The following is a 15076-nucleotide window of genomic DNA, read 5'->3' on the forward strand; positions in this document are numbered from 1 at the left end:
CGCCAGTAAAAAGCTGTCCAAACAGCTTTGTCGTTTACCATGTCAACCTGCCGACTTTTTTATCAGACGAGGTGAGAAGCGGGCGCTTCTGCTTTCTTTTATCGCGTGTTCTATTCACCTAAGCAACTGTATCATATATTCTCTCAAATGTCCAGAGGCGCAATTGAAAGAACCAACGTTTTAAATAATACCATTGCTTACGAAAAAACACAACTCTTTTTTTATCTCTTTCCTTCTTTTTGAACATGATCACGGAAATCGTCAAATGACATTGTATCTGAATTTTGTTCGCCGTATTTGCGGACGTTGACGGAGCGGGACTCCAGTTCTTTATCTCCAACGACAAGCATGTACGGAATTTTCTTCATTTGTGCTTCACGGATTTTGTAGCCCAGTTTTTCCTCACGGTCATCCAGATCGACGCGAATACCGGCAAGACGCAATTTTCCCTGCAGTTCTTTCGCATAGTCAGAATGCACCTCGTTTGAAACCGGAATAATTTGAACCTGCACCGGCGCAAGCCATGTCGGGAAAGCCCCTTTGTATTCTTCAATCAAGAAAGCCACAAAGCGTTCCATTGTCGATACGACGCCACGGTGGATGACGACTGGACGATGCTGTTTGCCGTCTTCCCCGATATATGTGAGATCGAAGCGTTCCGGCAATAAGAAATCAAGCTGGACAGTAGAGAGCGTTTCTTCTTTGCCAAGTGCTGTTTTCACCTGCACATCAAGCTTCGGTCCGTAAAATGCCGCTTCTCCTTCCGCTTCCACATAATCCATATTCAGTTCATCCATCGCATCTTTCAACATGCTTTGCGCTTTTTCCCACATGTTGTCATCATCAAAATATTTCTCTGTATCTTCCGGATCACGGTAGGACAACCGGAATGAATAATCCGTTAAATCAAAGTCTTTATATACTTCAAGCACGAGCTGGACAACGCGTTTCAATTCGTCTTTAATTTGATCCGGACGAACAAAAATATGTGCATCATTCAGTGTCATGCCGCGTACACGCTGAAGGCCTGCAAGCGCGCCGGACATTTCATACCGATGCATGGTACCAAGTTCGGCAATACGGATCGGCAGTTCACGGTAGCTGTGAATATCGTTTTTGAACACCATCATGTGATGCGGGCAGTTCATCGGACGGAGTACTAAATCTTCGTTATCCATTTCCATTACAGGGAACATCCCGTCCTGATAGTGATCCCAGTGTCCGCTTGTTTTATACAGCTCCACGCTTCCTAGTACCGGTGTGTAAACGTGATTGTAGCCAAGGCTTTCTTCTTTATCCACAATATAGCGCTCAATAATACGGCGGATTGTCGCCCCTTTCGGCAGCCAGAGCGGCAAGCCCTGCCCGACTTTTTGCGAGTTCATAAACAGGTCAAGCTCTTTGCCGATTTTACGGTGGTCGCGCTCTTTCGCTTCTTCAAGCATTTTTAAATGATGGTCAAGATCTTCTTTTTTGAAAAAAGCTGTACCATAAATACGCTGAAGCATTTTATTGTCGGAATTTCCGCGCCAATATGCTCCGGCAATGTTCAGCAATTTAAATTCTTTCAGCTTGCCTGTTGAAGGCACATGCACACCGCGGCAAAGGTCTGTGAAATCGCCCTGCTCATACAGGGTAACTGTTTCGTCTTCCGGAATCGCTTCAAGAAGCTCAATTTTGTATTCATCGCCGATTTCTTCATAAAACTTTTTCGCTTCATCCCGTGTAACTTCTTTGCGGATGACCGGCACATTTTCATTGATGATTTTTTTCATTTCTTTTTCAATAACCGGCAAATCTTCCGGCGTGATCGACTCGTCTAAATCGATGTCGTAATAAAACCCGCCTTCAATGACTGGACCAACACCAAGTTTTACTTTATCTGCACCGTAAATGCGCTTGATAGCCTGCGCCATTAAGTGGGCGGTGCTGTGGCGTAAAATTTCCAGCGCGTCCGCATGTTCAGGTGTAATAATTTCAATTGCGCCATCCTGTTCAATCGGGGTACGCAAATCGATATGTGTCCCGGATACTTTTCCTGCAAGTGCTTTTTTCTTCAAGCCCGGGCTGATGGACTGTGCTACCTCTTCCATTGTTGTTCCGTTTGGAAATTCCTTGACTGCTCCATCCGGAAATGTTAATTGAATCGACATCTCTGTTTCCTCCTTTAATAAAAAACAAAAAACCCCGCTCCTCCGTAAACGAAGGGGCGAGGTTTAAATCGCGGTTCCACCCAACTTTCCGGCATACGCCGGCTCATTGCAGTCAGATAACGGTCTGGTGCCGCCGCCCCTTACTGACAAAAATCGCGTTCAAAGGCGGAGCTCGAGGGTGGTGAATGTATTTTTCACGCCGGGAAAGTTGCAGCCGAATGCTTTCCCTCTCTGAAGACGATCCAAATCAAACATGTCCCTGTCATCGCTTTTCATATGACGTTATTATAGTATCACGCCGGCTGAAAATCAAGAGCGATTTAATGGCGCCGGTTCGCGCCGGTCATTTCGACAGGCGTCGTCAAATATTTAATGCGTTCCATAATGCGGGCAGCTTTTAACGCTTCCGATTCGCCCCGCTGGGAATGGGTTAAATGATGTTCAAGCTCCTCATAATTAAAATTTGACGTAAACAACACCGGTAAACCTTCCAGCATACGGTGCTGCAAAATGGTCCCGAGAATATCATCACGAATCCAGCTTGACATCGTCTCTGCCCCGATATCGTCAATCATCAATACAGGTGCAGATTTCACGGCATCCACTTTATCGCCTGTGGATTGGTCGTTTAGTGACTGCTTCATTTCACGGACAAATTCCGGAAAATAAACAATCATGGATGCAATATGCTTTTCAGCCAGTTCATTGGCAATTGCGCCGAATAAAAAGGATTTTCCGACACCGAATTTCCCGTGTATGTAAAGTCCTTTCGATGTTTCACCCGGCTTATATCCGTCTACAAAATCTTTCGCCTTCGATACCGCGCTCAGACGGCTGCGGTTGTCCAGTTCAACCTGCGAGAAAGTGGCTTTCAACACATCACCCGGCATGTATAAACTTTTTACATGCCGGCGCAAATGCTTCATTTCATCATCGCGTACTTTGCGCGGGCAGCGTTTATATTCAAGCTCGACCGCCCCATGGCGCATGACAAGTTCCGGCTCGTAGCCCTGCATCAGGTTAATGCACTCGTCAAGCGATGGGCATTTATCGCACAAATGACTTTGCGATCTGTATTCGTCCAGCTTTATAAGTGATTTGGCTGCACTTTTTTCACTAATTTCATTCTCTTCTATAAATGCTCTGATGGCCGGATCACTCAGCACATCCCGCTTCGCCTGTTCGTAGAGCTTGTCGAACCCGGGTGACGTCTTCATGTTCCCGAGTGCTTCGTTAATCTTTTTCACCGGCAGACGCCCTCTCTGTACGTTTTCGGAGCGCTTCTTCAAGCTTCCGTTTTTCTTCTTCAAAGCTTTGGTCTATAATTTCTTTTTCTTCTTTTTCATTCGTAAACCACGCCGGCAGTTTCTCCTGACGTGTCGTTTTTCTACTTCCTGCTGTTTTTGGCTTGACTTTATTTTTTGCCCATTCATCATATTGCCGATGCTCGCTTTTTGCCAGGTTCATCGCATCCAGAACCGTAGCGACTTTTTTACGCGCCCAGTGAGAAGCAATTTTATCAACGTAGCTTTTTGAAAGTTTCATATCTGTTTTCAGCATAACATATTGAATCAGAACATTGGCAACACCCGGCTCAAGATTGTACTGCAGCATCACCTGCTCGACAATCTGCATATCCGCTTTGGACGGAACACTTCCGGAAATATCGATCAGCAGCTGGCGCGGCGATACCGTCTCCAAATAATGGACAAGCTTTTCTTCCTGTGTCTTCGGCTCAGGTGCGGAAGCAGATGGAGCGGTTTGGATACGCGGCGTCAGATCCGGAAGACGCCCGCCCGATTCAAATTGATACGTATCCCTCGCTGATTTCCGCAATTCTTCCACATCGATCTCGTCCTGTTCATTAATCGCCGACAAAACGAGATTTTTCATTTCAGACGGCTGAATGCCATACAAAAAGGACAGCTTTTTGATGGTTTCTTTTATAAACGGTGTCAATGCTGATTTAGGTATGAGCGCATCTTTCAGAGACAATTCCAGCGCTGAAAAATCAAAGGATTCGGCTAAAACGGGACCGGTGTTTCCACCATTTCCGGCAAACCGGGTGCCTGGCTGTACGGCGCTGTCCATCTCCGCATCCTGTCCTTCCGTATAATTCGTTGAAAACACATCGGGAAAATCATGTGTCACATCAACAAAATCAGCCGTTTTTACTTCTCTGTCACAAAACATGCGCTTTAACCGTAAAAAATGCGGCCGGCCGATTTTTCGATATAAAAAAACATTTAACAGTCCGTCTGAAAAAAATTGATCCGGCGCGAGCGGCGGCTGGATTTCATATAAAAATTCACGGTTTGAATCGCTTTTTTTCACATAAGTTTTTAACAGACCGATCCCTTCAAGCTTCAATCGGTCTTCGTATATTTGCTGCGGGCTGCATCCAAGTGTATTCATTAAATGATAATGGGGCGCTCCGCCGGAGGACAATTTGCCGTCCTCCACTTCCGCACACATGGTCATGTACAAACTTACCGCCTGTGCACCGATCAGCGGCTGGTACAAAAGGATAATTACTTTTTGCTCCAGACTGTCTATGCAGCCGGACATTGAAACTGTATACGCGTCTGCAGGCTGCATTTCATTCCAGTGCCTATTCATGCTGTTCACTCCCTGACAAGAAGAAAAAAGCCCGGAGCGCGTTTCTCCCGGGGGCTTATTTTTCTTTGTTAATAATTTCTTTTAACTCGTCTAAAAAGACATTAATATCTTTAAATTGCCGGTATACGGAGGCAAAACGTACGTAAGCGACTTCATCAATATCAGCGAGCCTGTCCATGACCATTTCGCCGACTTTCTCCGATTGAACTTCCGAAATGCCTTTTGCCCGTATATCCCGTTCGATGTCCGCGGTCATTTTTTCAAGTGTACCAAGCGGAACCGGGCGTTTTTCACAGGCTTTTATTAATCCGCGCAGCATTTTTTCGCGGTTGAATTCTTCGCGCATTCCTTCTTTTTTTACGACAATAAGCGGCATATGCTCGACACGCTCGAACGTCGTAAACCGATGGCCGCATTTTTCACATTCACGGCGGCGGCGGATGGAATGCCCGTCATCTGAAGGGCGCGAATCGACTACTTTCGTCCCGTTGAAACGGCAGTCAGGGCAAATCATAAAAAATCAACTCCGATTTTCTGTCTTTGCCTTTTATCATACTAAAAAAAAGACGCCATGAAAATAGAAAAGAGGCGTATGAAGATCATACACCTCGTTTTGTTTACATGACGTTTGCAGTTTCTTTAAGTTGTGATCGCACTGGACCCATACCACGCGGCATTTCAATCGTTTCGCGTGTTTCAGCTTCGAGCGCTTCTGCGATATAGTTCGCAGCAATATTAGGATCAAGATCCCCACACGTATATACGTCAATGCTTGCGTATCCATGTTCAGGAAAACTATGAATCGTTAAATGTGACTCGGAGATGATGACGACTCCACTTACTCCCTGAGGAGCAAATTTGTGGAACGCGACTTCGCGGATTTCCGCACCTGATTTAAGAGCGGCGTCGACAAAAATTCTCTCGATTACTTCCATATCGTTTAATTTGTCAAAATTGCAGCCCCATAATTCTGAAATGACGTGACGACCCATTGTTTCCATGATCGTTTCCCCCTTTTACAAAGTAAATTTTTGAATCAATTGTAAAAGTGATCACTGCCACGGGGGAAAGTTAGTCCGAAGAGGTCCTAACCCTTTAAGCAGAATTTATTTCACAAATTTGAGTATAAGACCTGCCGCAACATTTTGCAACAGGTTTCTTTTAAATTTTTATAAAAGAAAAACTCCGGCATTTGCCGGAGCCTGTCACCGCTTACGTTACGCGGAAATTTTCACTTTCTTTTTCATTTCATCCGCAACAAAATGGACAAGATCAACAACGCGGCAAGAGTAGCCCCACTCGTTGTCATACCAGGCAAGCACTTTTACTTTTGTTTCGCCCATGACAATTGTTGTCAATCCATCTACTGTAGAGGAATGAGGGTTTGTGTTAAAATCAACAGACACGAGCGGCTCCATCGTGAAATCTAAAATGCCTTTCAGGTCATTTTCCGCTGCGTCAATAAAAGCAGCGTTCACCTCTTCTGCTGTAACCGGACGCTTGACATCAACAACGAGATCAACAAGGGATACATTTGACGTCGGTACGCGAAGAGCCATGCCATGCAGTTTTCCTTGAAGCTGCGGCAGCACAAGAGATAATGCTTTGGCAGCGCCCGTAGACGTCGGAATGATTGATTGTGCACATGCACGGGCACGGCGCAGATCTTTGTGTGGATTATCAATATTTTTCTGATCATTTGTATATGCATGAACGGTTGTCATTAAGCCGTTTTCAATGCCGAAGTTGTCATCGAGTACTTTGGCGACAGGCGCGAGACAGTTTGTTGTACATGACGCATTCGAAATGACATCATGCTGTTCGATATCAAGCGCTTCTTCATTCACTCCCATGACGATCGTCACATCTTCATTTTTACCCGGCGCTGTTAACACAACTTTTTTCGCCCCTGCTTCTAAATGAAGGGCCGCTTTTTCACGCGCATTAAATTTACCTGTTGCTTCAATGACAATATCAATGCCGAGTTCACCCCACGGCAGTTCGAGCGGATCGCGGCTTGAAAGCAGCTGAACACGTTTCCCGTTAACGATGAGTGCGCCTTCCTCCGATTGTACGTCTCCCTCAAACTTCCCATGATTCGTATCGTACTTGAGCAAATGCGCAAGCGTTTCCGCCGGATAACTGGCGTTCACCGCTACAATATCAAGTTCATTGTCTAGAATTGCTTTTCGGAATACCATGCGGCCAATACGGCCAAATCCGTTAATCGCTACTTTCGCCTTTGTCATAAATGGGGGCCTCCTATACTTTAATGTTATACTTTTATTTAATTAATCTACAATTAGTATAACATATTTAATGCAGAATGGAATAACTAATTGCCCCATTTTAAAAAGTCTTGCAATTCTGATAAATCGGGACAAAAAAAGACCCGATTAAGACTCGAGTCTTAATCGGGTGATCCATTCATTTACTTGCCGCTCTGTTTCGGCGAGTGTACTGCTGTTATCAATCACGTCATCAGCAAGCTCTTTTTTTTCATCTATTGGCCATTGTGACTGAATTCTGGCCTTCGCTTCCTGCTCTGTAAAACCGTTTCGCGCCATTAAGCGATGTAACTGCGTTTTAGGATCAACATAAATAAGAAGCGTTTTGTCCACCATCCAGGTGAGATTGCTTTCAAACAAAAGAGGACTGTCAAACAGGATCGTTTTTTTTCCTGCCGCAATCGCTTCTTCTTTTTGATCCATCATCCATTTTCGAACAGCCGGATGAACGATTTCATTTAACTGTTTCCGCTTTTCTTCATCATGGAACACAATGGCCCCCAATTTCGCACGGTCAAGCGTCCCTTCTGCCGTCAAAATATCCGGTCCAAATACATTCATAATTTTTTGCAATGCCGGCTGTCCCGGTTCAACCACAACACGAGCAGCTATATCTGCATCAATAATTGTATATCCTTTTTCTTTCAGCATATTGCTCACGGTACTTTTCCCGCTCGCTATGCCGCCGGTCAATCCAATAATCAGTGCCATCGTTATGTTCCCTCCGGCAGCGGCTGACAATGAAGGCAAATGTGCGTACCCCGTCCGCCTGTTTTTGTTTTCACAATTTCCGCTCCGCACTCGACACATGCTTCGCCGGCACGGCCGTATACATTCAGCACTTCTTGAAATGTACCGATTTGTCCCTGACTGTTTACATAGGAGCGAATGGTGCTCCCCCCGCGTTCAATCGCTTCTGCCAGCACATTTTTTGTAAAGCGGTGAATGCGCTCCGCTTCTTCGATTGTAATGGAAGAAGCGATCCGGTGCGGATGAACACGAGCACGGAATAAAACTTCATCCACATAAATATTGCCGAGTCCGGTCACAATGATTTGGTCCAATAACGCTGTTTTCACCTGGCGTGATGTACGCTGCAGCCGTCCATATAAATAGTCTGCTGTAAACGTTTCGTCAAATGGCTCCGGACCGAGGCCGATTAACGGTGCCAGTCCGCTTTCCGTTCCTTTTTTAAATAAATGCATCGTGCCGAACTTACGCACGTCACGATAGCGCAGCTGTGTTCCATCCGTGAATGTGAACACAACGTGCGTATGAGGTGCTTCCGGTTCAGCCTGCTCATTCACACTGAATTTTCCTTCCATACGCAAATGAGAAACGAGCGCGTAATGATCCAAATGGAAAATTAAAAATTTACCACGCCGTGAAATTTCGCGGATCGTTTCACCTGCCAGGGCATCTTGAAACTGAGCCGGCTCTTCAGGGTGTTTAATGATTTTAGGCCAGCGGACATCGGTTTTTGCGACTGTTTTTCCGGCCGCAAGATCCATCAATGTACGCCGGACCGTTTCAACTTCCGGTAATTCCGGCATGTTTTTTCACTCCTTACTTGGCATCGTACCATGTCGGTCCGAATGAATAATCGACTTTGAGCGGAACATCCAGCTCAAACGCGTTTTCCATTACGTCAGGTACAATCCGTTCCATCGCTTCAATTTCTTCTTTTGGCACATCAAAAATCAATTCATCGTGCACCTGCAATAAAAGTTTGGATGTTAATGATTCTTTTTCAAGCCGTTCTGCGACATCAATCATCGCTTTTTTGATAATGTCTGCCGCGCTTCCCTGAATCGGTGTATTCATCGCTGTCCGTTCACCGAATGAGCGGAGATTAAAGTTGCGGCTCGTAATTTCGGGAATGTAGCGGCGTCTATTTAAAAGAGTCGTCACGTATCCTTTTTCTTTCGCTTCACGGACAATATTTTCCATATATTCTTTCACACCAGGATAGGTGTTTAAATAACGATCAATAAAATCAGCTGCGTCTTTTCTTGCAATGCCTAGGTTTTGAGATAAACCATAGTCGCTGATGCCGTATACGATTCCAAAGTTTACTGCTTTTGCCTGACGACGCATATTGGATGTGACACCATCCTGATCGACGTGAAAGACCTCCATGGCCGTAGCTGTATGGATATCCATATCTTGACGGAAGGCTTCAATTAATTTTTCATCCCCGCTAATATGGGCAAGAACGCGCAGCTCAATTTGGGAATAGTCAGCCGCAAACATAACCGAGTCAGGCTTTTCCGGTATAAAGGCCTGCCTGATTTTCCGTCCTTCTTCCAGCCGGATCGGGATATTTTGCAAATTTGGTTCCGTCGAGCTGAGACGCCCAGTTTGCGTAAGCGCCTGGTTAAAACGGGTATGAATTTTGTGCGTAGCCGGATCGGCCACTTTTAAAAGTCCTTCAATATAGGTCGACTGCAGCTTGCCGATTTGACGGTAGTCGAGAATATGCTGGACGATGTCATGAGAAGGAGCCAGCTTTTCAAGTACATCGGCTGACGTTGAATACCCTGTTTTCGTTCTTTTCAATGGAGGCAGCCCGAGCTTTTCAAACAAAATGACGCCAAGCTGTTTCGGTGAATTAATGTTAAATTCCGTACCAGCCAGACTATGAATCGTCTTTTCCATCTCGTCAAGGCGCTTTTTCAATTCAACCCCCATTTCTTCAAGACGGTTCATATCGACGCGTACACCTTGAGATTCCATATCTGCCAAAATAAGCGCGAGCGGCAGTTCCAGTTCATCAAATAATTCATTCTGACTGTTTTCAGACAGCTCTTTACGGCACGTATCGTCTAAGCGGCTAAGCGCTTCCGCCTTCGCACTGACATGCTTTGCATATACGCTTTCTGCGGGAAGTGCCCGTTTGGCGCCTTTTCCATATACCGTTTCGTCGGAGGCAATCCCTGTTTCACCATGCAGCTTAGCAACCGCCGCAAAATCTTCCGGCGATTCAGACGGATTAATTAAATACGAAGCGAGAAACACATCAAACTCAATGCCGGCAAGCTCAATGCCATGTCTGCGCATGGCAATGACCGTTCGTTTCGCATCAAAAACGGTTTTACGGATGGACTCCTGTTCTGCCCACTTTTTAAAAGCTTCGGACGAAAGGGCGGTTTCACCGGTCATAAAATAGGTCCCGTCTTGTCCCGATACGGCAACAGCGGCAACAGGCGACTTATGATAATTGACATCAATCATTTCGACATATAAGGAGTCTGCCTGTTCAAAATGAACCGGTTCCGGCGATGTGAGTATCTCGAAGGAAACATCTGCAGCTTCTTCTTCATCTTCCGTCCGATTCAGTCCGTCAAGAAGCGTTTTAAACTCAAGATCACGGAATAAGTTATATAACTGCTCTTCATTCGCGCCATGATAAATGAGCCGGTCTGTTGTCACATCAAGCGGCACTGTACGAAGAATCGTCGCCAGCTCCTTGCTTAACAGCGCCAGTTCTTTATGTTCATGCAGTTTCTCTTTCAATTTCGCCCCGCTCACATCATCAATCGATTCAAGCAGTGTTTCAACAGATTGAAATTGCTTCAGCAGTTTGACTGCGGTTTTTTCACCAACACCCGGCACGCCTGGAATATTATCGGATGAATCGCCCATAAGTCCCTTCATATCAATAATTTGGAGCGGTGTGAGGCCATATTTTTCCTGAATATGTTCCGGTGTATATTCTTCAATATCAGTAATGCCTTTTCTCGTAATGCACACTGTGGTTTTATCAGTGGCCAGCTGGGTTAAATCTTTATCACCTGAATATACTTTCACAACGAAGCCTTCTTTTTCCGCATCAAGGGAAAGGGTGCCGATGATGTCATCCGCTTCGTACTTTTCAAGCTCATAATAAGGAATCCCGTATGCTTTCAACAGTTCGCGAACGTATGAAAACTGCTCGGATAATTCCGGCGGTGTTTTTTGGCGTGTTCCTTTGTATTCTTTGTACGTTTCATGGCGGAATGTCGTTTTCCCGGCATCAAATGCAACAAGTATGTGTGATGGCTGTTCGTCTTTCACAATTTTATTTAACATCATCGCAAATCCGTACACAGCGTTTGTGTGCACTCCTTTTGAATTGCTCAAAAGCGGAAGTGCAAAAAATGCCCGGTATGCAATGCTGTTTCCGTCAATCAATACTAATTTCTTATCCATGTTGCCTCCTTTGCACTTCATGTCAGTGCGCATAAAAAAGCCGTTATTTTCTTTCCTATTCTACCATGCGCAGAACAAAAAAAGAAAACAACGGCTTATTTCGTCAGCCCCGGTTAAAAAAAGCGGCGACGGCCTTACAGAAGGCCCTCGCCAAACAAAAGCGGGATAAAGGGGGTTGATACGTATACTATAACAGTTGAATATAAACAACGTGTAAACGTTTCATTAATTTTTTGTAAAATCGTTGGAAAGATCTTTTCGGAAAGAAACGGTAAAAGCGGTTCCTCTGTTCACTTCGCTTTCCACGCTGATTTTCCCATGGTGCGCTTCCATGATATGCTTCACAATCGCTAGACCAAGTCCGGTACCCCCTGATTCACGGCTCCGTGCTTTGTCGACACGGTAAAAACGTTCAAAAATGCGAGGCAATTCCGATTTGTCGATGCCAATTCCTGTATCAGAAACAGTTACATTCACGGTTTCCCCTTCGTCGCAGCCTTCAATTGTAATGCTTCCTCCTTGAGGTGTATATAAAATAGCATTCGTTATTAAATTTAAAAACACTTGCTTTAGCCTGTATTCATCACCCGGAATATGTAATTCCTTTTTTAATTCCACCCGCAAATCAATTTGCTTAGCTTCGAGTCTGTTTTCAAGCGTGACGATGACTTCTTTAAGGAGTTTATTGAGCAATACAGGCTGAATATTTAATACGAGTCCTTTTTGCTCAATTTTTGACAAATCCAATAAATCGGCGACGAGCGTTTCCATGCGCCCGCTTTCTTTCCATATGATATCAAGGAACATCTTAGCCGCTTCAGGATCATTTAATGCACCGTCAAGCAGCGTTTCCGAAAAACCTTTAATAGACGTTATCGGTGTTTTTAACTCGTGTGACACGTTGGCGACAAAGTCTTTTCTCATCTGTTCAAGATGCTTCAATTCAGTAATATCGTGGAAAACAACTAAAATGCCTTTCCACTCATCATTCGTCCCGATGATCGGTGCGCCGGATACTTCAAATACTTTCTGCTCCAGCTGAAGCGGCAGGGTCATCTGACGGCGGACATTTTTTTCAGTCATAAACACATTTTCCACAATGTTAATCACTTCATCCTGCGTAATGGCTTCATGATACCGTTTTTTTATAATTCGTCCACTGCCGAACATTTTTTTAAAGGATCGGTTTGCCATAATAATATAGCCGCGGTCATCAATTAAAAGAAGTCCGCTTTCAATATTTTCAATTAATGTCGTCAGCCGGTTTTGATGCACTTCCTGCGCCTGCATCATTTCCTGTAGATTGCGGGCAAGAATATTAATAGATGTATTCAGCATCCCAACCTCATCCGGCGGCGTTTCATACGTACGCGCCCGGTAATTCCCTTTTGCCAGCTCGATGGCGACAGCGGTTGCGGACTCAATCGGCTTCACGTAGCGGCTCGTAATTTTTGTTCCAATTAAGACAATCAAAATAAGCGACAAGCCAAGGGAAGTCAATAAGGTAATCCAAATTTGCCCGTAAATATCGTCAAGCGCATCAACCCTCATGCTCATAACAATATAGCCTTCTTTGTCACCATCCGGATTGACAATGTCTTCCCAATGGTATTGCACATCCATTTTACGACGCAGTGCACTTTTATAGCTTTCGGGATTTACGGTGCTTGAAATGCGCTGAACGACATCACGATGAACCATTGTATACTGTTCATTACTGCCTCCGCTGTCGTATAATATGTTCCCTTTCTCATCTGCAATCGTTAAGCGATTATCCATTTTGCCGCTCCACTCATTCAGTATCGTGGGGTTCAGAAAAGCCACACCGCCTGCATTTCCGATCGAATCCGCAAGAAGCTCCGTTTCTTTTTCCAGCCGTTCATTGACTGTGGCCAAATAGTATGTTTTAAATAATTGGCCCAGCCACACGCCAAGTGCTACCAATACGATACCAATGAGCGTAACAAGTGATAAAATGAGCCTTGTACGGAAATTAATCATGCTTCTTTCGGTTCTTCCAGCTTATATCCAAGACCGCGGATCGTTTTAATATACTGCGGTTTTTTCGTATTTTCTTCAATTTTTTCACGCAAATGGCTAATGTGAACATCCACAATGCGTGTATCCCCAACGAAATCGTATTTCCACACAGCGCTTAGCAGCTGATCGCGCGTCAACACGCGTGTTTTATTTTCAGCCAGGAACAAAAGTAATTCAAACTCTTTCGGGGTTAATTCTAATAAATGATCCTTGTAAAATGCTTCATATTTTTCAGGGAATAATAGTAAGTCGGCTACTTGAATCGATTGGTCCGTTTCACTTTTCTCTTCAATCGGCTCCGTCGGTGATTGCTGAACTCGCCGTAAGATCGCTTTCACGCGGGCGGTCAATTCTCTCGGACTAAATGGCTTCGTCATATAATCATCTGCACCGAGTTCCAGCCCAAGCACTTTATCAAACTCTTCATCTTTCGCCGTCAACATTAAAATCGGTGTTGTCACACGGCGCTGCCGTAAATCTTTACATACTTCCATTCCATCAAATTTCGGAAGCATCCAATCAAGAATAATCAAATCCGGAGACACTTCTTCCGCACGGCGGAGCGCTTCTTCTCCATTACATGCCGTTTCCACAGCAAAGCCGGATTGTTCCAAATTATATTTAATTAACGTAACGATAGACGACTCATCATCTACGACTAATATTTTTTTCATTGCGCCCTCCCGTATTTAAATGTCCAATTTTCATTATAACGAATTTATGCCGCTTGAGAAAGGGCCGTTCTGCGTACCAAAACATAAAAAAGAACCCGCCGTTAGCTGGCGGGTCCCCTGTTTTCTATGATTATGCAAGAACAGACATAACGTTTCGTACTGCATCAGCAGATTTATCAAGGCTTGCTTTTTCGTCTGCCGTTAATTCAAGCTCGATAACTTTTTCAATACCGCCTGCACCTAGAATCGTCGGTACACCGAGATACAACTCGTTGTAGCCATACTCGCCTTCAAGGTATGCGATAGCCGGTAAAATGCGGCGTTGATCTTTTAGGATTGCTTCTGTCATCTCAACAAGTGACGCAGCAGGAGCATAGTAAGCAGATCCGTTGCCAAGAAGCTGAACAATTTCGCCGCCGCCTTTACGCGTACGCTCAACAATCGCATCAAGGCGATCTTTCGGAATCAATGTTTCAAGCGGAATGCCGCCAGCATAAGAGTAACGCACAAGCGGTACCATGTCGTCGCCGTGGCCGCCAAGAACGAATCCGGTAACATCTTTTACGGATACTTGAAGTTCCTGTGCAACAAATGTGCGGAAACGTGCTGTATCAAGAACACCTGATTGGCCGATTACACGGTTTTTCGGGAATCCTGATTCTTTCAAAACTGTGTACGTCATCGCATCAACCGGATTAGTCAATACAATAATTATGCAGTCTGGTGAATATTTCACAATTTCCGCTGTAACCGCCTTCATTACTTTTTGGTTCGTTTGTACAAGATCATCACGGCTCATGCCTGGCTTGCGGGCAATACCTGCTGTAATAACAACAATATCAGAACCGGCTGTCTCCGCGTAATCCGAAGTACCTGTAATGTTGGCATCAAACCCTTGAACCGGGCTTGCTTCAAGCATATCCAATGCTTTTCCTTTTGTAGGGCCGTCCGCTTGCGGAATGTCGACAAGAACAACGTCAGCAAGTTCTTTTTGAGCTAGAAGGAACGCTGTTGTTGCACCTGTAAAACCGCCGCCGATTACAGAAACTTTTTTACGTTTAAATGGTGCCATAATCAAAATCCTCCTTAATGAAGTGTTCAATTTATGTAT

Annotated in this window: 12 protein-coding genes and 2 other annotated features (1 of these 14 running past the window's edge); all 12 genes read right to left on the reverse strand. The window is 44.8% G+C overall.

Annotated elements, in window-relative coordinates:
* Positions 1-100, reverse strand: a sequence feature (ribosomal protein L20 leader region); it reaches 38 nt to the left of the window's first position.
* Between the two features lie 121 nt (positions 101-221).
* The 12 genes from thrS to mdh all read right to left on the reverse strand — a co-directional run bounded on the left by thrS (position 222) and on the right by mdh (position 15037).
* On the reverse strand, positions 222-2153 hold the full coding sequence (thrS, locus tag BTO30_RS08360; RefSeq protein WP_075398274.1) for a threonine--tRNA ligase: 1932 nt from the start codon (positions 2151-2153) through the stop codon (positions 222-224).
* Between the two features lie 49 nt (positions 2154-2202).
* Positions 2203-2428: a binding site (T-box leader), on the reverse strand.
* A gap of 45 nt (positions 2429-2473) precedes the next feature.
* On the reverse strand, positions 2474-3400 hold the full coding sequence (dnaI, locus tag BTO30_RS08365; protein WP_075398275.1) for a primosomal protein DnaI: 927 nt from the start codon (positions 3398-3400) through the stop codon (positions 2474-2476).
* Positions 3387-4772 (reverse strand): replication initiation and membrane attachment family protein, encoded by a 1386-nt coding sequence (locus BTO30_RS08370; protein ID WP_075398276.1) that lies wholly within the window; start codon positions 4770-4772, stop codon positions 3387-3389. The genes dnaI and BTO30_RS08370 overlap by 14 nt, the downstream gene beginning before the upstream one ends.
* Positions 4773-4827: 55 nt before the next feature.
* Positions 4828-5286: a transcriptional regulator NrdR gene (gene nrdR, locus BTO30_RS08375; protein WP_075398277.1), complete on the reverse strand. Its 459-nt coding sequence runs from the start codon at positions 5284-5286 to the stop codon at positions 4828-4830.
* Positions 5287-5389: 103 nt separating this feature from the next.
* Positions 5390-5773, reverse strand: a complete 384-nt coding sequence (speD, locus tag BTO30_RS08380; RefSeq protein ID WP_075398278.1) for an adenosylmethionine decarboxylase — start codon at positions 5771-5773, stop codon at positions 5390-5392.
* Between the two features lie 216 nt (positions 5774-5989).
* Positions 5990-7021, reverse strand: coding sequence for a glyceraldehyde-3-phosphate dehydrogenase (locus BTO30_RS08385; RefSeq protein WP_075398279.1), 1032 nt, complete (start codon positions 7019-7021; stop codon positions 5990-5992).
* Positions 7022-7168: 147 nt separating this feature from the next.
* Positions 7169-7771: a dephospho-CoA kinase gene (gene coaE / locus BTO30_RS08390; RefSeq protein ID WP_075398280.1), complete on the reverse strand. Its 603-nt coding sequence runs from the start codon at positions 7769-7771 to the stop codon at positions 7169-7171.
* Between the two features lie 2 nt (positions 7772-7773).
* Positions 7774-8613 (reverse strand): DNA-formamidopyrimidine glycosylase, encoded by an 840-nt coding sequence (gene mutM, locus BTO30_RS08395; RefSeq protein ID WP_075398281.1) that lies wholly within the window; start codon positions 8611-8613, stop codon positions 7774-7776.
* 13 nt (positions 8614-8626) lie between these two features.
* A complete protein-coding gene (gene polA, locus BTO30_RS08400; protein ID WP_075398282.1) occupies positions 8627-11251 on the reverse strand; it encodes a DNA polymerase I in 2625 nt (874 codons plus the stop codon).
* Positions 11252-11476: 225 nt separating this feature from the next.
* Positions 11477-13252 carry a two-component system histidine kinase PnpS gene (pnpS, locus tag BTO30_RS08405; RefSeq protein WP_075398283.1) on the reverse strand — a complete coding sequence of 592 codons (1776 nt, stop codon included), beginning with the start codon at positions 13250-13252 and terminating at the stop codon, positions 11477-11479.
* Complete coding sequence (locus tag BTO30_RS08410; RefSeq protein WP_075398284.1) at positions 13249-13965, reverse strand: response regulator transcription factor; 717 nt, start codon at positions 13963-13965, stop codon at positions 13249-13251. Before BTO30_RS08410 ends, pnpS begins: the two co-directional genes overlap by 4 nt.
* A 130-nt stretch (positions 13966-14095) precedes the next feature.
* A complete protein-coding gene (gene mdh / locus BTO30_RS08415; RefSeq protein ID WP_075398285.1) occupies positions 14096-15037 on the reverse strand; it encodes a malate dehydrogenase in 942 nt (313 codons plus the stop codon).
* Positions 15038-15076: the final 39 nt, after the last annotated feature.

The organism is Domibacillus antri (genome assembly GCF_001936625.1).
Classification (GTDB): domain Bacteria; phylum Bacillota; class Bacilli; order Bacillales; family Domibacillaceae; genus Domibacillus; species Domibacillus antri.